This window comes from Kordiimonas sp. (assembly GCF_965216265.1).
Lineage (GTDB): Bacteria > Pseudomonadota > Alphaproteobacteria > Sphingomonadales > Kordiimonadaceae > Kordiimonas.
Genome location: NZ_OZ244153.1, coordinates 2,706,490 through 2,729,847, shown reverse-complemented (window position 1 = coordinate 2,729,847; position 23,358 = coordinate 2,706,490). Strand labels below are relative to the sequence as shown.

The window sequence follows — 23,358 nt, the reverse complement described above, 5'->3', positions numbered from 1 at the left end:
AGTTTATTTTGCCTAGCCACAGAGGAGGAAACTCATGGCAAACACCAACACAATACGTCAGGGGGGGCGTACCCGTTACATGGGCAGTGCAGCGACAGCACTTGCACTCATGGCAATGGGATCGAGCGTTTCTGCATTCGCACAAGATACAACAGACGCGGACACAGAAGAGCTAAGCCTTGAAGAGATCGTTGTTACGGGTTCTTTGATCCGCAACCCTAACCTCACACGGTCTAACCCTGTTGCAGTCGTTTCACCTGAAGAAATGACCTACCGCAACACCAACGTTGTGGAAGAAATTCTGCGTACCATCCCTGGCGTAGTGCCTGCGATTGGTGCACAGGTAAACAACGGTAACGGCGGTTTCGCAACTGTCGACCTTCGTGGCCTTGGCACGAACCGTAACGTTGCACTGGTTGATGGCGTTCGCATGTCACCTTCAACGCTTACAGGCGTGTTCGACACCAACAATATTCCGATTGCCCTGCTCGAGCGTGTTGACGTTCTGACCGGCGGCGCGAGCACCACATACGGCGCTGATGCCATCAGTGGTGTAGTGAACTTCATCACTCGGAAAAACTTCTCAGGTGTTGAAGTAAACTCAAGCTACGGTGTGACCGAAGAAGGCGATGGCGACACCAAACGCTTTGAAATCACCATGGGCGGCAACATTGAAGACAAAGGCAATGTTGTAATCAGCCTTGGTTATCAGAAGTCCGACCCTGTTTATATGGGTGACCGCGACTACGGCGAATATTCGCTCTCAGGCGGCGACGGCTCACGCGGTGGTTCTGGCCTCGGCTCCTACAACACGCGTTTTGGTAACGTCAACCCAACCGGTGCAGACAATGCCAACCTGGGCCTGGGCGGCGTACAAGACAACCGCACTTTCGCGGCTGACTTCACAGCCTATAACTTCTCACCACTGAACGTTTATCAGACACCGTTTGAGCGCTACAACGTCTATGCAGCTGCGAACTATGAAATCGCTGATAATATCGAGGTTTATACCCGCGGCATTTACTCGCGTAACACGGTTAATACCCTGATCGCACCGTCCGGCGCTTTCGGTGACAGCGTGACTGTGGCCCTTAACCACTCGCTCATGTCTGCTGCTCAGCGTAACGCTTTCTGTGCGTTTGATACAGACCCGGCCGCTGGCGTTTACACGCCTGTTTATACCCAGGCTCAGTGTGACGCAGCAGCGACAGCAACCGGTCCTTCAGACCCTAACTACCTTGAAGTTGACACTCAGCTTCGTCGTCGTAACGTAGAAGGCGGCCCACGGATCAGTGACTTTACCGCTGATTACTTTGACTTCCAGCTTGGCCTGCGCGGTGACCTGACTGACACTCTCAGCTGGGATGTCATGGCTTCACACGGTGAGAGCAAGCAAGTTCAGATCCAAAAGGGTTATTGGCTGAAGTCTCGCTTCCGTAACTCACTGCTTGGCTGCCCAACCACCACTGACGGCTGTATTCCAGTTGACTTCTTCGGCCCGACTGGCTCGATCACCGAAGAACAGAATGCTTACCTGTCAGGCGGCGAAAGTGCGATCACAACCAATTTCGCTATGAGCCAGATTAAAGGTTCTGTGAGCGGTGAAGTTGGCTTCACCATGCCTTGGGCTTCCGAAGCAGTAAACTTCGCTGTTGCAGGTGAATACCGCAAGTATTCCGCAACACGTGAATCTGATCTGCTGTCACAGTCCGGTGACCTCGGCGGTGCCGGCGGTGCTGCACCAAACATCGATGGCGGTTTCTCTGTCTATGAAGGTGTTGCGGAGTTTGTGGTACCACTCGTGACCGATGCTGCATGGGCCAAACAACTGAACCTTGAGGCGGGTATCCGTTACTCAGATTACTCGGTTGATGATCCAAGCAACCCTTCCTACAACACCACAACCTGGAAAACAGGTCTGAGCTGGTCGCCAACGGATGATATCAGCTTCCGCGGTACCTACTCTCATGCGGTTCGGGCACCGAACATCTTCGAATTGTTTAACCCGATCACAACTGGCCTGACCAACCTGAACAACGATCCATGTGCGTCAGTTGACGACAATGGCGTGATTTACAACTCCGGCCCAACCGGTGTTGTTCGCGACGTTTGTATCGCTCAGGGTGCTCCTGCAACCTCAATCGGGTTTATTCCTGATCCGGCTGCTGGCCAAGCCAACAACACGACAGGTGGTAACCTGGCTCTGGTACCTGAGAAATCAGACAGCTGGACCCTTGGTGCGATCATTCGCCCAGCGGCAATTCCAGGTCTGACCATGACGATCGATTACTACAACATCAAAATCGATGGTTCGATCTCTCAGCCTGCACCTGACGATGCCCTGGCCGCTTGTTTCGACAACCCAAGCACCACAAGCGATGCTTGTCGCGCGATCGTTCGCTCGCCAATCGATGGTGGTCTCAGCGGTGACGAAGCAGTTGTAAAAGGTCTGCCAACGTTCCTGTCGAACAGCGGTAACCTTCGCACTGACGGTATTGACGTAACGGTAACCTATGGCCACAACATTAGTGACAGCGTTGACTGGAACATGAGCTTTGCTGGTAACTGGACCAACAAATCAACCTTCCAGGCTACGACAGGCGTTTCAGAGAACCGCGACTGTGTAGGTCTCTACAGCGCAAACTGTGGTTCTACCAACGGCCAAATCCAGCCGAAGTTTACCTGGAACATGCGTAACACGTTCACGTATGAGAAGTTCGACTTGTCCGTTCTGTGGCGTCACATTGACGGCGTTAAGTACGAGTTTGCTGATACAGCGCCTCTTTACAGCGGTGACGTTCAAGGCCTCGGTAGCCATGACTTCAACAGGATCAAAGCCTATGACTATTTTGACCTGTCTGTTCGTTACCACGTGTTCGAAAACGTAGCCCTCACAGGCACCGTGACGAACCTGTTCAACAAGCGCCCACCAATCGTAAGTAACGACGCTGGTACGACTGCTGCAAACAGCGGTAACACCTTCCCGTCAACTTATGATGCGCTTGGCCGTCGCTATGGCATTAACGCGAAAATCACTTTCTAATCATCGCGTTTATTACAAACATGAAAGGCGGGCCAACTGGCCCGCCTTTTTCTTTGCTTCAATATTTGTTTGGGTTAACCGGGTCTGACTTTATCTTCAGAGCAGTAAGGCGGGCAACGTCAACGGAACGTTTGCACTTTTTGCAACCGTCTCGGCCCACATAGAGACTTTCTCAATCTCATCCGCATGCAGCGCTTCACCCGCTTGCCGCTCAGCCTCTCTGGCACCGGCGTCAAAATCGGCGTCATTTTTGGAATGCCGGGTAAACACCGGGCCTTCAACCAGTTGGCCAAGCGCATCATTGCTCATCGCCAACCCATAGTGGTCTGTCAGTTTCCGCATTGCCACGTCTGGCGCTTTCATCAGCTCAACGCTATTGAGTGTTTTCACTCTCTCTGCACCAAACTTCATGACCAGTTGTGCAAACAAAGCGTGCTGGGCGAGCCACCCCACAGCCGCCGCCTGCAGGTCGGTGAGGCGCAGGTAATCCTCCCCTTGGAGCCCCAGATTAATCAGCCCCTCCCGCATCTGTTTTACCATCAGGTCCCGCACCCAAAGCCTGCCCCACATGCCTTTACGCGCTATTGAACCCAGGAAATCTCTGAGCGGGGCATAAAGGAAAACTGCTTTTGAGGCGGGGCTTACATGCAGCATCAACCCCGCAAGCCCGTTGACCAGATTGGACGGCTTAATGATAACCGCCTCGCCCGCCTCAAATGGTCGCGACAGAACAGCCAATACACCGGCCGTCACATTAGCCAGTTCCTGCGGCTGCGCACCGCGCATTCGCCAGCCAGACAGGTCATTGAGTATTTGCGGCTCCTTGAGCCCCATCGAGAGGCCCGGCTGGTCAAATGCCTTAGCAAGCAGCGTGGAACAACAATAGGCCGAATGAAAAATGAAATGCAGCGGTGCTCTCGCCCCTGCACCGGCTGCGGCCTGCAGGCCAACAGCGCGCGGGTTGGGCGCATCCTTCAGGTATTCATCCGTCAGGAAAACCGACTGCCGATGATCATCCCGCGTCGCCCGGATAAAGTGAACATGCCCTTTTGTGGGGTCAAATCGATGGGGCCACCAGTTGGGGTCAGCCGCAATATTATCGTTCAAATCACCTACTCCGTCTAATACGTCCCACGGGCTTCACCTGGCACAAACACCCTCATTTGTCCGTGATCCTAAACTTTCCATCTAGTCTTCGGTAGCCTGCAATCGGTTTAGTCTAGAGGGAAAACGAGCAGCCTTACTATAAAAGCTCATTGGCTTTTTTTGAAAAAACTGCAAACTGGTCATAAGCTTACAGCGAGTAAGCTGTTGGGAAGGCACAATGCGGGAAAAGGAATTAAGGCTGGCACTGGTTTGTTATGGTGGCGCATCGCTTGCCATCTATATGAACGGTATCTCCGGTGAAATCCTTAAGCTTGTACGCGCTTCCCGCGCTTTTCACGGTGTGGTGGACCGCGAAGCACGGCTTGCCACCACCTTTGATGACGCCGCACCCGAGCGCCCCTATACCACAGATACCGAAGCACTGTATTTTGAGCTGTTGCAGGCTGTTGGTCACAAGCTGGAACTGAGGGTTATTGTTGATGTGGTCTCTGGCGCGAGCGCAGGCGGCATCAACGGTATTTTCCTCGCGCGCGCCCTCGCCCATGATCTGGATTTCGATCCCTTGCGCACCATGTGGCTCAACCTTGGTGACGTGGAAGAGCTGATGGAGGATGACACGCTGGCTGACCGGTCCAGCAAGTTTTACCTCTACCCCTTCCTATGGCTCGTTGGCCGCAAGGCGTTTGGGGACATCAAACCGGATGAGGAAACACGCCGGAAGCTATTCCGATTTGTGCGCTCCCGCTGGTTCCAGCCGCCATTCTCGGGCACACGCATGCTCACGTGGATGCTCAATGCCGTTGAGAACATGGGGCATGTGACCGATAATGAGACCCTCATGCCGCCCGGCCACAAGCTTGACCTTTTTGTCAGCCTGACCAATTTTTTCGGCCAACCCCGGCGGGTAAAACTGCATGACCCCGGCGAGGTGCTTGAGCACCAGCACGGTGTCACATTAAACCTCAGCTACCGGCAATCTCCCGGCGGCGCGACGCTGAGCGAATTTGCTGACGAGAACCTGCCTGCCCTCGGTTTCGCGGCGCGCGCAACGTCCAGCTTCCCCGGCGCTTTTCCGCCCCTCAGGCTCAGCGACCTTGAGGACCGCCTGACGGCACGGCGGCAAGACTGGCCCATGCGGCAATCGTTTCTGGCCAAAAACTTTCCCGGCCTGATTGCCGACATGACCACGCTTAATGCCATGTGTTTCATTGACGGTGGTGTCACCAACAACAAACCTTTCGGCTCCGCCATTCAGGCCGTCTATGAACGCCCCGCGCACCGGGAGGTTGACCGCCGTATCATCTATGTAGACCCCATGCCCGATGACCCGGACACGGTAAAGGAGAAAACCCGGCATGCAGACCTGCCCGGCTTCTTCCGCACCATCTTGTCGTCGCTTGCGGAAATACCCCGCAGGGAACCTATTTATGAAGACCTGCGCGCGATAGACCAGCAGAACAAAAAGGCCCGGCGTTTTGAAGCAACCGTGCAGTCTGCCGAAGCTGAGGTTAACCGCCTTGTAGACAGCCTTCTGATACTGGACGCAGAGAAAAAGGTTGAGGTGGCCATGCTGGCTTCATGGCGGGAGCGTGCACACGAGCTTGCCCACAAACACACCGGGTTTGCCTATGCCTCCTACATGCAGGCCAAAACCGTGCGGCTTCTTGAACGGCTGGCACAGTTGATGGTGGACGGTAGCGTAAAAACCGGCACCGCATTAAGCGAGACAGACACATTTGAGGCCCTGCGCCGCTGGGCGGAGATGAAAGGCCTACTGTGCCCGGAGGGCGGTGTGGTGAACATCGTGCCCGCCTTTGGTTTCCAGCACCATGTAAAACGCCTGCGCGAGCTTGATGTAGACTACCGCATCCGGCGGCTACGCTTTGTTATCCTCAAGCTCAACCGGTTTATGCAGCAGGACAGCAACGGCCATATGGTCGAGCCGGTCAAACGCGTCAAAAAACAAATCTATGAGCAGCTTGAGCAGTTCCGTGCCCGCTGGCAGCCAAGCATGTACCCGGCGGAAACCTTCGCGGGCGTGAACGGTGACAGGCTTTCAGACGCGGCGATCGACCATTACCTGAACAGCCTTGGCTCAGCCATGGAGCTGGAGGATCTGGATTTTGCACAGGACGAACTTCTCGCGACCATCCTTTCAGTGTTGCCGCATTCAGACCTCCGCACCACTTTGTTCCGCGCTTATGTGGGCTATGCTTTCTATGATGTGCTGACGCTGCCGATGAGCGCCAGCGCAGACCTTTTGGAGATGGACGAAATTCGTGTGGCACGCATCAGCCCGCTTGACTGTACCGACATGCACGAAGACCCTGCGGCAGATATCCTGATGGGCACACAGCTCTATAATTTTGGCGCATTTTTCAGCCGGGCCGCGCGCGAGAACGACTATATCTGGGGCCGCCTGCACGCCGCCAAACGCCTCACTGATTTTGTGCTTGATGCCGCAGGTGATAACGCCCTACCCGAAGGCTTCGACCTGGATGACTTCCGCAGGCGGCTTTATCTTTCCATCGTGAATACCGAGGCCCACCATGTTGAGCAAAAAGGTGACCTCATTGAGGAACTGCAAGCCCGCTTCAAAGCCCCCGAATAAGCAGGTAACAACACAGGACAGGGCCAGCCTGTACAGGCAATGCAACTTTCGCTAAACTCCGCACCACCTGATATACTTCGTGTCGCATGCATTAATGGGGGGCTAGACCATGGCAATGCACGAACTGTCCTACACCGACGCACGCCCGAGGATGAAACCGGGGGATGTGGTTGCCTTTTCCGGCAAAAGCGATTTTTCCGAAATCATCAAGATGGTGACCTTCTCTGAGGTCAGCCATGTGGGCGTAATTCTGCAAACCCAGATCGCTGATCACGCGAACGGGCGCTTCTTCAACCAGATCATTGAGGCCGGAACCGTACGCGGTTTCTCCGGCGTCAATATCTCGCGCTTCTCTGAACGGTTGGATGAATACCACGGCGCCATGTGGTGGCTGCCGATAAAAACCGACCTGCGCGCAAACGCAGAAGCGCACAAAAGTTTCTATAATTTCCTGTTTGGCCACGCAGAAGCCCGCACCGGCTATGACCTGCCGCAAGCGCTGAAGTCAGCGGCAGACATGTTCGACCAAGGCGCCTTCGGCATGAACGGGCCCTTCTACAACAAGGAAGATTTTTCGCGTTTCTTCTGCTCGGAACTGGTTGCAGCCGGGCTTGAACGCGCAGGCGTCACCGGCTCCGTCAACGCCTCGGAGGTCACGCCAATCGACCTGTGCCGCTGGTCCATTTATGAGGATGACTATTACCTCCTTAAACCCGATACGGACGGCGCCAAACCAGTGATCACCCGCCACAACAGGATGGACCCATCCGGCTGGAACGTCTGACCAGCATCATCAAGGCGCGAAAAGGCCTTGCACCCGCTCGCGTTATCCCCTGAAATAGCCTCAAGGAATTGAAGGGGGATAAGGGACCATGAAACGCACCGCCATTTTAGGTATCGCTGCCGCCGCATGTCTGGCGACAGCCGCCTGCGAAGAAAAACCGGCAACCGACGGCCACGGGACTGAGGCCATCAGCCTGCCTGATGCCCGCGACGGTGTGGTCACCGACCGGTTCGCCCGTATGGCGCTTTCGTGCATTCACCGTGAATATCCCAATAAAATCAGCCATGTGATGAACTCGGACAAGGACGCCAAGCCACCCAAGGCGCTCACCCCCGCGTTTTACGGCTGTTTTGACTGGCATTCGTCCGTCCATGGGCATTGGCTCCTGGTGCGGCTCTCGAAACTTGATCCTGCATCGCCGTTCACAGCCATTACCGAACAGGCGCTTGAGCAAAGCTTCAGTATTGAGAACCTCAACCGCGAAGTTGCTTATTACACGGCAAAAGGTCGCAACGGGTTTGAGCGGCCGTACGGCATCGCCTGGTATCTGCAACTGGTAGCGGAACTGCACGAAAGTCCGAACGCCGTGCACAAAAGCTGGCGGGAGATACTGGCCCCGCTTGAGGCTGAAATTGTGAAAAAAATGAGCGCATGGCTGCCCAATCTGGCCTACCCCGTGCGGCTTGGCACGCATAACCAGAGCGCTTTTGCTTTTGGCCTTATGCTCGATTATGCCCGCACGGTCGGGAACGCCGAGTTTGAAGCACTGCTCACCGAGCGCACGCGCACCTTCTTTGCTGACGATACGAACTGCCCCATCGGCTATGAGCCGTCAGGCGAGGATTTCCTCTCCCCCTGCCTGATGGAGGCTGACCTGATGCGCCGCGTGATGGACGTGGAAGAATTCAGCGCATGGCTCACCGCCTTCCTGCCCGGCATCCCGGATGATGGCAGCGCAAGCTGGCTCACCCCCGCCATTGTGAAAGACGCAACCGACGGCAAGCTTGTGCATCTGGACGGGGTGAACCTGAGCCGCGCCTGGGCGCTTGAGGGCATCGCCTCCGCGCTCAGTGACGGCGACCCGCGCATCCCCAGCCTGCTCGCCGCAGCAGATGTGCACAAGAAAGCCGGAATCGAAGCGGTAAGCGACGCACACTATGCAGGCAGCCATTGGCTCGCCAGCTTCGCCACCTACCTCACCACAAAGCGGGGCATCAGCGATATGCCAGAGAAGCCATAATTACTTGATTGGAAAAATCATCTAATTTGTATCCATATACCCATTCTGATATTTCGTACATTCGATATTCAGTGAGGATATATGAAAAATTATATTGCCCGCCATCAGCCCCGCGCCCGAAAGCGGGATGCTCTGCTCTCCGGCATTGGCAGCTTGCTTGCGCTGATGGCTGTGGGTGGCCTGTCGGTCCTGAGCGATACACCGCTTTTGATGGCACCTTTTGGTGCCACCTGCGTTTTGTTGTTTTCCGTGCCCTCAAGCCCTTTGTCGCAACCGATCAATGTGATCGGCGGGCATATGGTGGCGACGATTATCTCGCTTGTTCTCGTCTCATTCCTGCCGCCCACATGGTGGGCGCTGGCCATTGGTGTTGGGCTTACCATCACCGTGATGGGGTTGCTGCGCATCACGCACCCGCCCGCAGGCGCGGACCCGATTGTGATCATGCTGGCCGCACCCGGCATCGACTTTCTGTTCACGCCCGTGCTTCTGGGTAGCCTCATTCTGGTGGCGGTCGCCAAGGCGGTTCACCGCTCCACCGGGGTTACCTACCCGCTGCAGCCAGTTGAGCCAGCCACAGTGCAAGAAGACGCCGCCTAGCGCCGCCCGAACAGCTTCTCGATATCTGAAAGCTTAAGCTCAACATAGGTGGGGCGGCCATGGTTGCACTGGCCTGAGTGGGGCGTTGCTTCCATTTCCCTGAGTAGTGCGTTCATCTCATCCACCGTTAGTCGCCTGCCCGCGCGCACGCTGCCATGGCAGGCCATGGTGCCGCACACTTCCTCAAGCCGTTCCTTGAGGCTGAGGGCCTCATCAAGCTCAGTGAGCTCATCCGCCAGATCACGCACCAGGCCCTGCACATCCATTTTGCCCAGCATGGCGGGTACTTCGCGCACCATCACCGCCCCTTCACCAAAGGGCTCAATGATCAGGCCAAGGCCCGCAAGTTCTTCCGTGCGGGCGATAAGGCGCTCAGCGGGGCCATCTTCAAGCTCCACCACTTCGGGCAGCAACAGGCTTTGCCGCGCCACACCGGTGGCGGCGATCTGTTTTTTCATGCGCTCATACACCAGCCGTTCGTGCGCGGCGTGCTGGTCCACGATCACGATACCGTCTGCTGTCTGGCTCACGATATAGGTGGCGTGCACTTGGCCCCGCGCGGTGCCGAGCGGATATTCGCTGGGTGCGGGCTGTTGCGGCAATGAGGCAAGCGGTGCTTCGGGTGCGCGGGCGGACGGCATGGCCATATCGCCCCGCCGCTCAAACGCCATCTGCGCATCTTCCTGCACACGAAAACCACTGCCTTCATGCGGGGCATACATATCCCGCACCACATCAGAGAACCCTTGCGGCAGGTTTGGCCGCTCATGCGGGCGACCCCACGGCAGGCTTGCGCTGCCTTCCGGCCGTGCGGCACCCAGGGCAGCGCTCGCCACCGTGGTGGAGGCCCGGTGCCCGGCCATGCCAAGCCCGTGACGGAGCGCAGAGACAATAAGCCCACGCACAAGGCCCGCATCCTTGAAACGCACCTCAGCTTTGGCGGGGTGCACGTTCACATCCACAAACTCGGGCGGCACGTCAAGAAACAGCGCCAACACCGGGTGCCTGTCCCGCGCCAGATAGTCCTGATACGCACCGCGCACCGCGCCGGTCAGAAGTTTATCCTTCACCGGCCTGCCGTTCACGAACAGGAACTGCTGCATGGCATTGCCGCGTGAATAGGTGGGCAGCCCGGCAAAACCGGTGAGCTTCAAGCCCTCACGCTCCGCATCTATCTCAATCGCATTTTCGCGGAACTCACGCCCCAATATGGCACCCAGCCGCTCAAGCCGCGCGTCCCCCGTCAGGCTCGCCACAGATGGCGCCCGGAAGGTGGTGCGGTCGCCGTCGGATAGGGTGAAGGCAATATCCGGATGCGCCATGGCAAGGCGTTTCATCACGTCCGCCGCCTGGCCATATTCCGTGCGCGCTGTTTTCATGAACTTGAGCCGTGCCGGTGTGGCATAAAACAGGTCGCGCACCTCAACGCGCGTACCCTCGCCAAAGGCCGCAGGTTCAACGGCAGATTTTTTGCCGCCTTCAACCCGCACCGCCCAGGCGTCATCAGAGCCACGAGGGCGCGAGGTAACGCTCAGCCGCGCCACAGCACCGATAGACGCCAGCGCTTCGCCACGGAAACCAAGGGACGCGATGTTCACAAGGTCTTCATCTGTGAGCTTGGATGTAGCGTGCCGCTCAACCGCGAGCGAGATTTCATCCGCGTCCATGCCGCGCCCGTCATCTGTTACCTGAATGAGCGCACGGCCACCGTCCCGCATCACCACGTCAATGCGGGTGGCACCGGCATCGACCGAATTTTCAACGATTTCCTTCACAGCGCTGGCAGGGCGTTCCACCACCTCGCCTGCGGCGATACGGTTGATGGTACGCTCAGACAACAGGCGAATGATTCCCGCAGTGGTGGGTAGGTCGTGTCTGTTTTGGCTTGTCATAGGCGCGAACCTAGCAGGCTTTTTGCCCCTGAGAAAGATGGCGCGGCATGCGATCACAAGTTTCTCATTTTTATTTAACCAAATGGTTGACTATTTGATTCTCGTCCTTATATTAAACCACATGGTTAAATATATATCAGATCGGCTTGACGCCACCTTCTCAGCGCTTGCGGACCCCACGCGCCGCGGCATGTTGGCCAAGCTTTCCCTCGGCGAAAAAACCGTGAGCGAGCTGGCAGAGCCTTACGCCATGTCGCTCGCCGCCGCCTCAAAGCACATCAAAAAGCTGGAAACAGCGGGCCTTGTGCGGCGCGAGGTGAAAGGCCGAACGCATTACTGCCATCTGAATGCCAAAGCCATGGCTGAAGCCCATGCCTGGATGGACTATTACACCCGGTTCTGGACCGGTCGCCTCGACGCGCTGGAAGAAGCGCTTATGGCAAATGTTGAAGGCACGGAGAACAGCCAATGACACAAAAAACGCTGACGGTAATCGTCACCCATGCCTTCAAGCTGCCGGCTGAACGAGTGTTCGACGCCTGGCTGGATATCAAGCTGGCCCGGAAGTGGTTTTTCGCAACCGACGGAGGCGACATGGTCGTGGCGGAGCTGGACCCACGCGTGGGTGGCGGCTTTCGCTTCACCGACAACCGCGATGGGCAGGAAGTTGAGCATGTAGGGGAATATCTGGAGATCACCCGCCCAACGCGCATTGTATTCAGTTTCTGCCTGCCCGCCTTCAACCCCAAACCTGACATCGTCATGGTAGAGATATCCCCAACGGCTGAAGGGTGCATACTGACGCTGACGCACACCATGGCAGCAGAATACGAAGAATATACCGAGCGCACACAAGAGGGTTGGACCAAGATGCTCCAACGCCTGGCCACGTTCTTGTAAGCAAAACCCACGTCAGAATCACGACACGAGAGGAGAGTTCAATGGATGATTTCGCTCAATATATCGGCCCCGGCGAGGTAACACTTGAGCGGCTATTGCCTGCGTCGGTTGAGCGCGTGTGGGCATTTCTAACCGAAAGCGACAAACGCGGCACCTGGCTCGCGCGTGGCAAGATGGACCTGCGCGTTGGCGGAGAAGTAGAAAATATCTTTGATCATGCCACGCTGTCGCCCACGCCTGAAACCGTGCCGGAAAAATACGAGAAATACTGCGGCGAAAGCAGGATGCTCGGGCACATCACCGCTATCGACCCACCGCGCCTATTGGCCTACAGCTGGGCAGAAGGTGAAGCACCGGATTCGGAAGTTACATTTGAGCTGGAAGCCAAAGGCGACATGACCCAGCTTACAGTGACCCACCGCAAGCTGCCGAACCGTACCACCATGGTTGGTGTTGCCGGCGGCTGGCACGCCCATATCAGCATCATGTTCAGTGTGCTTGAAGGCAAAACCCCGCCCCCCTTCTGGACCACCTATATGCCGCTTGAGGCCGAGTATGAGAAGCGTCTGCCTTAAGGCTGATCAGCTATAAAAAAGCCGCCCGAACTTCGGGCGGCTTTTTAGATAAACACCGGATCTATTCCAACATCCCGAAACCCACTTTCAGTTCTCTCGCCAATCCATCGAAATCAGGGAACAACATCGAGTTTGTCACACCCATCTCTTGCAGTTCCCTCGCTAAGCTTGCAATATAGTCCTTTGGAATAACAAACTTCAGCAGCACTTCACTGTCATAGTTCAGTATTGTTCCTATATCATTCGGATTTTTGCCGTGTAGCGTGAAGCAACTCTTTTGAGAGGGCATTCTGGAATGGATAGTTGACGGATATATAGCTACGGGGTTCTCAAACGGGTATATGCCCTTGTGCGCCTGATCCGTTTCCGTTCCAAAAGCTAGCTTAATGGTCTGTAGAGTTCTGCTTTGAACCCAAGTATTTGGAAAGTTAGCCGCGTCTTCACTATTCATTCCCGCCATACTGTTGAGAGCGTGTGGATCAATCACAAATATTGCAGCATCTTCTTCTGGCCCTGCCAGCCGACGCCCCGTATTTGTCGCAAAAAAAGCTGCAACCAAGGGACTCTCTGTCCAGTCCAGAAGCCTAGTTGGAACACCATGATGTTGCATGAGGAAAAGCCATTGATCAATTCGCCCGGTTTCCGGTGTTTTTCCGAATCCAGGCGCCATCAATCTAAACTTCTTTGTGAGATCAAATTCTCGATTTAGTCCTCGCTCGTACCGATAGATCGACGGGAGTAATTTATGCTTCTCAGCAGATGACACGCCACGAAACCATGGCTTAATAAAGCCATCTCTTTTCCAAGTCTTCGTATGCTCTTGGACCCTCTGAATTAGCTCGGGTAGGCATTTAACTATCTCTGCTGCCATCCTTACCCCCCTGCCCCAATGTAGATATGTATCATTATACTAAAGCAAGAACCGCAACAGCCAAACAAAAAGCCGCCCGAATTTCAGGCGGCTTTTTTTGTGTTCAACAGGTTCGGCGCTTAGCTGCCAGACGATACCCGCTCAATGGAGACATTGTCTGTGCGGTACTGGCGTTCGTCTGCATCCAGAAGGTCAGCCATCAGAAGCGCCTTTTTCACAACGTCCAGCTCTTTCTGGCCAACGTTTGAACGTACATCCGGATCAGACCGGCCAAGACGAGACAGCAGTTCGTTCTCGCTTTTGCTCTTTGGCTCAGTGCGCTTCAACTCTTTGCCAGGGAACAGTGCTTCATAAGCTTGACGACCTGGGTCAATGGATTGCGCGTTTGGCTCACCTGGCCGTGGCGGCGAAAGGTCTGCCTCAGGCGGTACCACAAGCGGGGCCCGGCTAACGACATCAAATTCGTTAGGGCTGTTTTTATTCGATCCGCACGCGGCGAGCGACAGGCCCGCAATAAGAACAAGCGCGATAGGCTTGACGTTCATGAACTCTCTCCTTCAGGGTCGCGCGAACTTTCCGCGACCTTTTGGGCATTTTTAGGGCTTTTGCCCTCCCCCCGCAAGCCATCAATGATCAAGATGGCCACACCGACCGTGATAGCACTGTCAGCGACATTAAAAACATAAAAATTATAGTCCATGGCATGAAGGTGCACAAAGTCCACCACCGCACCGTGGATAAAGCGGTCAATGAGGTTACCGATGGCCCCGCCAAGGATGAGGGAAAGCGATAATGCCTCAACTCGCCGTGCCGTTTTCCAGAGCCATTTCACAAGCCACAGGCTGATCGCCCCGGTGAGGATAATAATGCCCCATTTGCCGAGCGATTCGCCAACCGGGATGCCCATGGAAATGCCCTTGTTCCACACCATGGAGAAACTGAGGAACGGCAGAAGCGGCACGCTGCCCTTCTCTGGCAATTTGAGCCCCTCAAGGATCCACCATTTGCTGAGCTGGTCCGCCACCAATATGGCGGCAGACAGCAAAAGCCCATTGCGGAAATAAGGCCCCCGAGCCATCAGTCAGCTGCCTCGTCGCTTTTGTTCACGGTGTCCGAGCAACGGTTGCAAAGCTCACCGTGCGCTGTCACCTCTTCGGAGACAACCCAGCAACGCTCACACTTGTCACCGCTTGCCGCGGCGCTCACCACCGCAATGCCCTTCACATCCTCAAGCGTGAAAGCACCCTCAGGTGCTTCAGCCTCAATAAGGCGTGCGCTCGAGGTGATCATCAGCTCAGCGATATCAAGCCCGGCCATAACCTCAACATAGGCGTAATCTGCCACATAGATGGTGACATCTGCCTGCAGGCTTGAGCCAATGCGTTTTTCGCGGCGGTCAAGCTCAAGCGCGCCAGTAACAACCCGGCGAAGGCGGCGGATTTTGGTCCATTTTTCCGCAAGCTCGTCATTGCGCCAGTCAGCCGGTGTTTCAGGCCACAGCTGGCGGTGCACGCTTGGCGCATCCTCACCAAAGCGCGAACGCCATACTTCCTCTGCCGTGAAAGCAAGGATGGGCGCAAACCATGTGGTCAGGCGGTTAAACACTTCATCAAGCACCGTGCGCACCGCGCGGCGGCGATTGCTGCTCGCGTCGTCGCAATACAGGCTGTCTTTCCTGATATCGAAATAGAAGGCGGAAAGCTCAACGATACAGAACTGGTAAAGCGCCTGGAAAATCGGGTTGAAGTCGAAGTTCGCGGCCCGGTCCCGGATCAGGGTATCAAGCTCAGACAAGCGGTGCAGAATGAAACGCTCCAGCTCCGGCATTTCAACCGCTGGCAGGCGCTCTTCTTCCGTGAAGCCCGCGACGTTACCGAGGAGATACCGCATGGTGTTACGGATTTTGCGGTAAGCATCAACCTGGCCCTGGATGATCTGGTCACCGATGCGCACATCTTCCATATAGTCCACTGACACCACCCAGAGACGGAGGATATCAGCACCATACTGCTGGATGATTTTTTGCGGCGCGACTGTGTTGCCAAGCGACTTGGACATCTTGCGACCGTCACCATCCATGGTGAAGCCGTGGGTCAGCACATTCTTGTAGGGTGCAACACCGCGTGTGCCGCAGCTCTCTAACAAGCTCGACTGGAACCAACCCCGGTGCTGGTCAGACCCTTCAAGGTAGAGGTCGGCTGGTGATTGCAGGTCGTCCCGCGCTTCACAAACAAAAGCGTGGGTACAGCCGCTATCAAACCAGACATCGAGAATATCGAACACCTGCTCATAGTCGTCTGCACTATAGTCAGCGCCAAGGAAGTCCTGCGCCGGGATAGCAACCCATGCGTCGGCGCCGCCTTCCTTGACCGCGCTGACGATGCGCGCGTTCACGGCTTCGTCCTGCAGCACTTCGCCGGTGGTTTTATTCACAAACACGGTGATCGGCACACCCCAGGCCCGCTGGCGCGAGATAACCCAGTCAGGCCGGTCGGCGACCATGGCACGGATACGATTTTTGGATACCGCCGGGAACCAGTTGGTTGCTTCAATGCCCGCAAGCGCCTTGCCGCGCAGGCCGGTTTTCTCCATCGAGATAAACCACTGTGGCGTGTTGCGGAAAATAAGCGGCGCTTTGGAGCGCCAGCTGTGCGGGTATGAGTGGGTGAGCTTGCCCTGGCTCATCAGGGCGCTTGCGCCGGTGAGCAGTTCACAAACCTGATCAGCCACCTTGTACACATGCTGGCCTGCCACAAGCGGTACGTGCGGGTAATAACACCCGGCTTCATCCACCGTGAAAGGCACCTCGATGCCAAATTTTACGTGGGCGACCTGATAGTCATCGTCACCATGGCCTGGGGCCGTGTGCACAAAACCCGTGCCCGCATCTGTGGTAACGTGGTCACCCGGCAGCATGGGCACCTCAAAATCATATCCGCCTTCCGCATCCGCATGGCCATGCCATGGGTGCGCGAGGATAGCACCCTCAAGCGCCGCGCCCTTGAATGTGCTGACAGTCTTGAAGGCTTCAATTTTCGCGCGCGCAACAAACTCAGCCACAAGGCTTTCCGCGATCAGGAGCTTATCACCCACTGTGATCGATGCGCCTTCAGCCACACCCTCAACCTCAAGCACCACATAGTCGATATCGGGGCCATAACACACGGCGCGGTTGGCAGGGATTGTCCACGGTGTGGTGGTCCAGATCACCACGCGTGCGCCCTCAGCGTCCGCATGCGGGCATTTCACAAACGGGAATGCTACATCGATCTGCACGCTGGTGTGGTCGTGATATTCCACTTCCGCTTCCGCAAGCGCGGTTTTCTCAATCGGTGACCACATCACCGGCTTGGAACCACGGTACAGCGCACCGGAGCTTGAAAACTTCAAAAGCTCTTCAACGATTTTTGCTTCGGCGCCAAAATCCATCGTCAGGTAGGGGTTGGCCCAGTCACCAAAGATACCAAGGCGCTTGAACTCTTCGCGCTGAACGTCGATCCATTCATCAGCAAAGGCACGGCATTCCTTGCGGAACTCAACCGGGTCCACATCGTCCTTGTTTTTCTTTTTCTTGCGGTATTTTTCTTCGATCTTCCATTCGATCGGCAGGCCATGACAGTCCCAGCCCGGCACATAGGGCGCATCCTTGCCCTGCATCTGCTGCGATTTGACGATCACATCCTTGAGCGTCTTGTTCATGGCGTGGCCGATATGGATATTGCCGTTGGCGTAAGGAGGGCCGTCGTGCAGCACAAACTTCTCGCGGCCCTTGCTGTCGGCGCGCAACTGGCCGTAAAGGTCTTCCACCTCCCAACGTTTCAGAAACTCTGGCTCGCGCTGCGGCAGGCCCGCGCGCATGGGGAAATCTGTTTTTGGCAAAAAGACAGTATCGCGATAATCGCGCTTGGTGCTTTCATCAGCAGACATGGTCTGGTGTCTCGCTCTTTTTCTGGTGCTCACAACTGGAATATAGGCGGCACAAATGTTTTGGAATTCTGGAAATACTTTACAAACTTAAAACCCCGGTCGCTAAGACTCTAGCGCCGGGCCAGTAATTCGAATGCTTATGGCGACATGGGGCCGCCTATATGTGTGCACGTCTTGCATGGCGGCACTTTTAACAATGTTCAAACGGGGTGTCGAGCGGAAAGGCTAGGCCATTTAAGGCTTATAGGCGGCAGTGGCCTAAAGACTGTCGAGGATCTTGCGCTGTATAGCGTCGGAGATAAGCTTGGGATTTGCACGTCTGCGTTCGCGCCCGCCCGGCAGCGGTGCCTGGCGTACCCGCCTGTCCGGCCCGTTATAGGCGGTGCACTGCACAATTGCGCGTGGGTCCGCCACCGCCGCATCAATCGCCTTCATCAGGCTCGCGCCGGAGAAAGGCATAACAGCGATTTTGGTGGCCCCTACATCGCGCGCCTGCAGTACCTTCTTCTGGTCAGGCTCATGCACGCCAAAAATAATCGGCGCCACCGCCATGGGTGTGTTGGTCAGGCGAAGAAAACGGCAAAAATCCACCCCGCCAAGCGAGGGGAAATCTTCACCAATAATGATGACATTGAAGCCGCGCGCCTGCATCTGCTCAACCGCCTCGCGGTTATCGCGGGCGGCGATAACACTGCCAACCCGGTAACGCATCAGAACATCCTTCAGGCTATCAGCAGCCTGTTCGTTCTTGAGCGCGAGCAAAATATGCAGTTTGTCGTATTGAGCGCCAGCCATGGCCGCCACTTCCCTCCCAAATCGTCAATTTCAACGATACGTTGAGAATATTAACAATCCATAAAGGCTAAAAGCCAGAAGTTTGCGATTTGTTAACCACCTTACTCTTTGTCCAGAAAGCCGTTTTGCCGCCGCTTGCGCCTGAGAAGGTTCAGTGTTTCCACCGTAAGGGAGAAGAGCATGGCAAAGTAGATATAGCCTTTGGGAACATGGAACCCGAGGCCTTCCGCCACCAGGAATACCCCGATCAGCATGATGAAGCTGAGCGCCAGAATCTTCAGGGTCGGGAACCGTTCAATGAACGATGCGATCAATCCGCTTGAGAACATCATCACCAGCATCGCAACGGTCATGGCCGCAATAATCACGCCGATAACCTGCGTCATGCCCACGGCCGTCATCACGGAATCGAACGAGAAAACGATATCGATCAGCACCACCTGCACGATCACGGCAAACATGGTGCCACTCACTGCCTTATAATGCTCCCGCTTCTCGCCGGTGACCTCGTCATGGATGCTGTTGGTGCCTTTATAAAGCAGGAAACCACCGCCCAGTAACATGAGGATATCCTTGCCCGAGAAGGCATGCCCAAACATCGTGATCCACGGCTCCTTGAGCCCAATGATCCAGGCAACGCCCAGCAGCAGCAGGATACGCATGAGAAGCGCCAGCGAAAGGCCAATCAGCCGCGCCCGCTCACGCTCCTTCTCCGGCAGGTGGCCAACAAGAAGCGCGATGAAAACCACATTGTCGATACCCAGAATGATCTCAAGCGCTGTGAGCGTGAAAAAACTCACCCACAGGTTATAATCAAACAGGATTTCCATGGCGTCCCCCGGCAAAGCGTTGGTTGAAGCAAAGATACGGCTCCTTGCTTACCGCTCGCGCCGCCCGGTGTCCATCCCTCGCCTTACACCTCAGGCAAACAGGTTGTCAAAGGCTTCCGCGTCGAACGGGTCCGGCAGCAACTTGAAATAACCATTTGGCGGCGCGACGGGTGCGGCGGTTGTCACAGTCGGCGGGCCCCCATTTTGGCCCGGCTGAACCGTACGCACCAGATAGCGTACATCCCCTGTGTTCGACCATACGAACGCCACCAGCACCGGGTCATCTGCAGGCAATGCCTCAACGGCTGTCAGGAATATCTGCAGGCTTTCCGTCATCCTGTCCTGTTGGGTTTTATTACCCGACGGGATCGCAAGGCCGGGGATATCTGACATCTCGAGAAGGCCGAGATAGTAGTGATCGCTCCCCTTGCCTGTCACATGGTTCCAGCTGAAGTCATGAACGGAAACCCCGTCGCTGAACAGCGGCAGGAAAAACGGGTCAAGCGCCAGACGTGCCGGCACGTCTGCGCCGTTCACAAGCGCGTTGCCGTCCGCATCCGCAAAAGCGCTGGCGTGATCTCCGTTGATGGTCACATCCATAAGGAAATCCGGGCCGGGCTCATTCCCGATATTGGTCATGGTGCAGGTGTCCACGTCTGTATTGGTCTTGTCTCCCCGGGTGCGCAGGAACTTCTGGTTGGCGGCGCGGGCATCACCAAAACTTTCAATCAGGCCGAACTCAAGTGCCGTGGGCACCAGATCGCCAGTATTGACGTAGGTGTCACCCGAGTTGGCGAGCCAGGTCCTGAGCGTGCGTAGCTCGCTAACTTCGCCGGGCAGTGGAAACTGTGGCATGGGGGCCTCCCTTTTTGGCAAATTGGAATACCTGAAAGGGACGCCCGGATACGAATGGCGTGAACCAATTGGGAGGATGTGGCGCCTTAGCGTGCGCGGATATGAGGCTCTGGAAACAGGCTCAGATAGCGCTCAAGGGTTGGGGAACCAAGCCGGTCCGGTGCGTTCTCGGGCTCTGCCAGCACAATGCGCGCAACCTTGCTGTCCGTATCGATCTGCGCCTTAAGGGCATCAATGCCGTCAAACTTCTGCTCTGGCCTCAGAAAAGCCACCAGCTCAACCCGCACATGCCGGTCGTAGATATCTTCATCAAAGTCAAACAGGTGCGCTTCCAGCAGCACGTCGCGCTTATCGAAGGTCGGCCGGTTACCAATGTTGGCCACACCGCCGATGACACGGTCGTCATTCTCAATATGCACACGAACCGCATAAACACCCAGCTTGGGCTGCAGGCTTTCACCCAGTTCCACATTCGCGGTTGGGAAGCCGATGGTACGGCCACGCTTGTCGCCGCCCGTTACCCGGCCATTGATCGACCACCAGTGCCCAAGAAGGGCCGCCGCCTTGCGGGCCTCGCCCGCCTGCAGCGCCTGCCGCACGAGGGTGGAGCTATAGACCTCACCCGCATAGCCTTCAAGCCCCACGGTCACCGGGCGAATAACACTGAGGCCAAAACCTTCCTCTTCGCCCATCCAGGCCAGCACATCCGTGCCGCCGCCCCGGCCTTTGCCGAAGCGGTAGTCATAGCCCACATACACATGTTTGGCGTCAAGCCCGCCCACCAATATATCCAGCACAAAGTCTTGCGCTGACATGGACGCCAGACCCTTGTCGAACGGCAATACCAGAAGCTGGTCCACGCCAAATTGTTCCAGAAGCTGCGAGCGTTCCCGAAACGGGGTCAGGCGAAAAGGCAGTGCCTTGGGGGCAAAAAAGCTTACCGGATGCGGCTCTGTCACCACCACGGTCAGGTTAAGCCCCATGTCGCGCGCCTGCCGGCCCGCTTCGCCAATCACCACCTGATGGCCACGGTGAAAACCGTCAAAGTTGCCAAGCGCAACCACAGACCCGCGCTCGCTCGGCTTCACTTCATTGATGTGACGATAGAGGCGCATGGTCGTTTGGGCATTCCTTCTCGGAGCGGTGTTTTATCTGCTTACCGCAGGCGTCAGTTTAAGCCTGCGGACGGTTGGGGACATACACGATTGCCTCCCCGACAACCACCTTTTTATCCCCAACCTGACAATGAGTGGTAAACACCACACGATTTTTCTCAGGCATTTTTTCTGTCACTTCCACCACGGCTTCCACCTCATCCCCAAGCTTCACAGGTGCGATGAATTTTGTGCTTTGGCTCACAAACACAGTGCCAAGGCCCGGCAGCTTTGTGCCCAGCACGGCGGAGACAAAAGCCGTTGTCAGCGCGCCGTGGGCGATACGTTCGCCAAACCTGGTGGTTTTCGCGTAAGCGTCATCAAGGTGCAGCGGGTTATTATCGCCCGAGACATCGGCAAACGCTTCAATAAGCGCTGGTGTCACTTTTTTTGTGATCGACTCACGCTGGCCGATGGAAATTTCCTCAAAAAAATACTGGGCAACCATGCAATTGGTATCCTTTTTTACAATAATGTCGAAAACTTGTTGGAAAATTGGAACTTATACAGAAAGATGGACCCTCCGGTCCTTAACCTGTCTTTCGGTTGAACCCGGGTAAGGGCAAAACTTCCTTAACACGGGGGGCTTTGCGTCGGAAGTATTTGAATTGTCGTCACCTTTGGGTTAACCAATTCTTCATTACATCGGGGCTAGTGTCCCGAAAAGGGAATTAAACGGTGTCGCTTGGCGCCGGAGGTGCGAAATCATAAAACTGAGGAAATATCATGGCCGTTGATTTGGGTATGCCGATCCTTATCGTCGACGACTACAAAACGATGCTGCGGATTGTCCGCAATCTTTTGAAACAGCTTGGCTTCAATAATGTTGACGAGGCAACCGACGGCGCTCAGGCGCTTGAGAAGGCCCGTGCCAGGCAATATGGTCTGATTATCTCAGACTGGAACATGGAGCCGATGACCGGTTATGAACTTCTGAAAGAAGTGCGCGCCGATAACCAGCTTAAGGCTACGCCGTTCATCATGGTCACCGCAGAATCCAAAACTGACAACGTGATTGCCGCGAAAAAAGCGGGCGTTAACAACTATATTGTTAAGCCGTTCAACGCTGCGACACTGAAGCAAAAACTGGTGGCGGTGCTCGGAGAATTCTGATGACGTCCGAAAAGCTTCCCAAACAGATAGAACTGCTTGTCGACAGTTTGCGGAAGCAAAATACAGCGCAGTTGTCTCTCACCGATGTTGCATCGGTGACGGAAGTGCTGATTGGCACCATGTCGGTTTTTTTCAAGTCTATCGACACGTCGATCTACCGCGAATGCCGCTCGCTGAGCGACTATATCTCAAACGCCCGCAAGGAAATTGCTTCCCTGCAACCGGGGGACCTTGAGAGCGCGCGCATCCCGCGTGCGGGGCTTGAGCTTGATGCCATCGTGCAGCAGACCGAAGAAGCCACCAATACCATCATGGAAGCCGCGGAAGAGATCATGGGTCTCGACGCCGCTGATACAGACAATTATGTGGCCAAAAGCCAGGATGCGGTTATGCGCATCTTTGAAGCCTGTTCGTTCCAGGACATTACCGGCCAGCGCATATCCAAGGTTGTTGAAACCCTTTCGCACATTGAGAAGCGCGTGCTGGAACTTCGCAACCTGCTTGGGGTCACGGAAGAAGATATCGAGCAGGCCAAGGCTGAGCAGACAGAGGAAAAAACCGCAAGCGGCGACAAGGCCCTTCTGTCTGGCCCTGCGCTTGACGGTGAAGGTATCGACCAGACTGCGGTTGACGCCCTGATGGGCGGTGCTGCGGCTGCGGAAGCACCAGCCCCTGCACCGGCCCCCGCGCCCCCGCCAGAGCCTAAGCCAGAGCCTAAGGCCGAAGCAAAGCCAGCACCAAAACCCGCACCGAAGCCAGAGCCCAAGCCAGAGCCGAAAGTTGAAGCACCAAAAGCCGTCAGCCCGAAAGAGCTGGACGCCATGTTTGAGGAAGACTTCGACCCGGTAGCCGACCAGGAGGCCGCTGCGGCGAAAAAGGCTGAGGAAGAGAAAAAGGCCGAAGCCAAGAAAGCCGAGGCTAAAAAAGCGGAAGCCAAACCTGCGAAAAAAGACGAGAAGAAAGACGAAGAAGTCGACCTTCCCGCAGGTGAAGAGGTTAGCCAGGACGATATCGACGCCCTGTTTGGTTAAACAACCCTGCTTTCAAGAATTTCCGAAACC

The 23,358-nt window shown here is 55.9% G+C and carries 21 protein-coding genes; 10 read left to right on the top strand and 11 right to left on the bottom strand.

All coding sequences use genetic code 11. From position 1 onward, the window contains the following. The first annotated feature begins 34 nt into the window (after positions 1-34). Complete coding sequence (locus ACOOGA_RS12705) at positions 35-3,043, top strand: TonB-dependent receptor plug domain-containing protein (protein ID WP_417459880.1); 3,009 nt, start codon at positions 35-37, stop codon at positions 3,041-3,043. Positions 3,044-3,139: 96 nt separating this feature from the next. Here ACOOGA_RS12705 and ACOOGA_RS12700 read toward each other — a convergent pair whose 3' ends face one another. Next, entirely contained in the window at positions 3,140-4,150 is a 1,011-nt protein-coding gene (locus tag ACOOGA_RS12700) for a hypothetical protein (RefSeq protein ID WP_417459879.1), read from the bottom strand. A gap of 217 nt (positions 4,151-4,367) precedes the next feature. Here ACOOGA_RS12700 and ACOOGA_RS12695 point away from each other — a divergent pair, with 217 nt between their 5' ends. The 4 genes from ACOOGA_RS12695 to ACOOGA_RS12680 all read left to right on the top strand — a co-directional run bounded on the left by ACOOGA_RS12695 (position 4,368) and on the right by ACOOGA_RS12680 (position 9,385). Further along, entirely contained in the window at positions 4,368-6,761 is a 2,394-nt protein-coding gene (locus ACOOGA_RS12695; protein ID WP_417459878.1) for a patatin-like protein, read from the top strand. Between the two features lie 109 nt (positions 6,762-6,870). Beyond that, positions 6,871-7,545 (top strand): hypothetical protein, encoded by a 675-nt coding sequence (locus ACOOGA_RS12690; RefSeq protein ID WP_417459877.1) that lies wholly within the window; start codon positions 6,871-6,873, stop codon positions 7,543-7,545. An 88-nt stretch (positions 7,546-7,633) separates the two neighbouring features. Beyond that, positions 7,634-8,785: a DUF2891 domain-containing protein gene (locus tag ACOOGA_RS12685; RefSeq protein ID WP_420428794.1), complete on the top strand. Its 1,152-nt coding sequence runs from the start codon at positions 7,634-7,636 to the stop codon at positions 8,783-8,785. Positions 8,786-8,866: 81 nt separating this feature from the next. Further along, the gene (locus tag ACOOGA_RS12680; protein ID WP_417459875.1) at positions 8,867-9,385 is read left to right on the top strand and encodes an HPP family protein; all 519 of its coding nucleotides are present in this window, start codon (positions 8,867-8,869) and stop codon (positions 9,383-9,385) included. On the opposite strand, the gene mutL is transcribed toward ACOOGA_RS12680, so the two are convergent. Next, positions 9,382-11,277 carry a DNA mismatch repair endonuclease MutL gene (mutL, locus tag ACOOGA_RS12675; RefSeq protein WP_417459874.1) on the bottom strand — a complete coding sequence of 632 codons (1,896 nt, stop codon included), beginning with the start codon at positions 11,275-11,277 and terminating at the stop codon, positions 9,382-9,384. The two genes, ACOOGA_RS12680 and mutL, sit on opposite strands and share 4 nt — an antisense overlap. A 121-nt stretch (positions 11,278-11,398) precedes the next feature. Here mutL and ACOOGA_RS12670 point away from each other — a divergent pair, with 121 nt between their 5' ends. The 3 genes from ACOOGA_RS12670 to ACOOGA_RS12660 are packed head-to-tail and all read left to right on the top strand — an operon-like array spanning position 11,399 to position 12,752. Then, positions 11,399-11,749 (top strand): ArsR/SmtB family transcription factor, encoded by a 351-nt coding sequence (locus tag ACOOGA_RS12670; RefSeq protein ID WP_417459873.1) that lies wholly within the window; start codon positions 11,399-11,401, stop codon positions 11,747-11,749. Next, positions 11,746-12,177: an SRPBCC family protein gene (locus ACOOGA_RS12665; protein ID WP_417459872.1), complete on the top strand. Its 432-nt coding sequence runs from the start codon at positions 11,746-11,748 to the stop codon at positions 12,175-12,177. The genes ACOOGA_RS12670 and ACOOGA_RS12665 overlap by 4 nt, the downstream gene beginning before the upstream one ends. Positions 12,178-12,218: 41 nt before the next feature. Next, a complete protein-coding gene (locus ACOOGA_RS12660) occupies positions 12,219-12,752 on the top strand; it encodes an SRPBCC family protein (protein WP_417459871.1) in 534 nt (177 codons plus the stop codon). Between the two features lie 61 nt (positions 12,753-12,813). On the opposite strand, the gene ACOOGA_RS12655 is transcribed toward ACOOGA_RS12660, so the two are convergent. From ACOOGA_RS12655 to ACOOGA_RS12615, 9 genes are all read right to left on the bottom strand, one after another. Further along, the gene (locus ACOOGA_RS12655) at positions 12,814-13,623 is read right to left on the bottom strand and encodes an FRG domain-containing protein (RefSeq protein ID WP_417459870.1); all 810 of its coding nucleotides are present in this window, start codon (positions 13,621-13,623) and stop codon (positions 12,814-12,816) included. A gap of 119 nt (positions 13,624-13,742) precedes the next feature. Beyond that, positions 13,743-14,168, bottom strand: a complete 426-nt coding sequence (locus ACOOGA_RS12650; RefSeq protein ID WP_417459869.1) for a DUF3035 domain-containing protein — start codon at positions 14,166-14,168, stop codon at positions 13,743-13,745. Continuing rightward, positions 14,165-14,701 carry a signal peptidase II gene (gene lspA, locus ACOOGA_RS12645; RefSeq protein WP_417459868.1) on the bottom strand — a complete coding sequence of 179 codons (537 nt, stop codon included), beginning with the start codon at positions 14,699-14,701 and terminating at the stop codon, positions 14,165-14,167. Before lspA ends, ACOOGA_RS12650 begins: the two co-directional genes overlap by 4 nt. Further along, on the bottom strand, positions 14,701-17,550 hold the full coding sequence (gene ileS / locus ACOOGA_RS12640; RefSeq protein WP_417459867.1) for an isoleucine--tRNA ligase: 2,850 nt from the start codon (positions 17,548-17,550) through the stop codon (positions 14,701-14,703). Before ileS ends, lspA begins: the two co-directional genes overlap by 1 nt. A gap of 258 nt (positions 17,551-17,808) precedes the next feature. Next, complete coding sequence (locus ACOOGA_RS12635) at positions 17,809-18,345, bottom strand: response regulator (RefSeq protein WP_417459866.1); 537 nt, start codon at positions 18,343-18,345, stop codon at positions 17,809-17,811. A gap of 101 nt (positions 18,346-18,446) precedes the next feature. Then, complete coding sequence (locus tag ACOOGA_RS12630) at positions 18,447-19,175, bottom strand: TerC family protein (protein ID WP_417459865.1); 729 nt, start codon at positions 19,173-19,175, stop codon at positions 18,447-18,449. A gap of 90 nt (positions 19,176-19,265) precedes the next feature. Further along, on the bottom strand, positions 19,266-20,030 hold the full coding sequence (locus ACOOGA_RS12625; protein WP_417459864.1) for a hypothetical protein: 765 nt from the start codon (positions 20,028-20,030) through the stop codon (positions 19,266-19,268). An 86-nt stretch (positions 20,031-20,116) separates the two neighbouring features. Then, complete coding sequence (locus tag ACOOGA_RS12620) at positions 20,117-21,145, bottom strand: bifunctional riboflavin kinase/FAD synthetase (protein ID WP_417459863.1); 1,029 nt, start codon at positions 21,143-21,145, stop codon at positions 20,117-20,119. 58 nt (positions 21,146-21,203) lie between these two features. Then, entirely contained in the window at positions 21,204-21,632 is a 429-nt protein-coding gene (locus ACOOGA_RS12615; RefSeq protein ID WP_417459862.1) for a MaoC family dehydratase, read from the bottom strand. A gap of 278 nt (positions 21,633-21,910) precedes the next feature. Between ACOOGA_RS12615 and ACOOGA_RS12610 the strand changes: the two genes are divergently transcribed. Together ACOOGA_RS12610 and ACOOGA_RS12605 are read left to right on the top strand one after the other, a co-directional pair. Further along, entirely contained in the window at positions 21,911-22,297 is a 387-nt protein-coding gene (locus ACOOGA_RS12610) for a response regulator (RefSeq protein ID WP_417459861.1), read from the top strand. Then, a complete protein-coding gene (locus tag ACOOGA_RS12605) occupies positions 22,297-23,328 on the top strand; it encodes a protein phosphatase CheZ (RefSeq protein ID WP_417459860.1) in 1,032 nt (343 codons plus the stop codon). The genes ACOOGA_RS12610 and ACOOGA_RS12605 overlap by 1 nt, the downstream gene beginning before the upstream one ends. Positions 23,329-23,358: the final 30 nt, after the last annotated feature.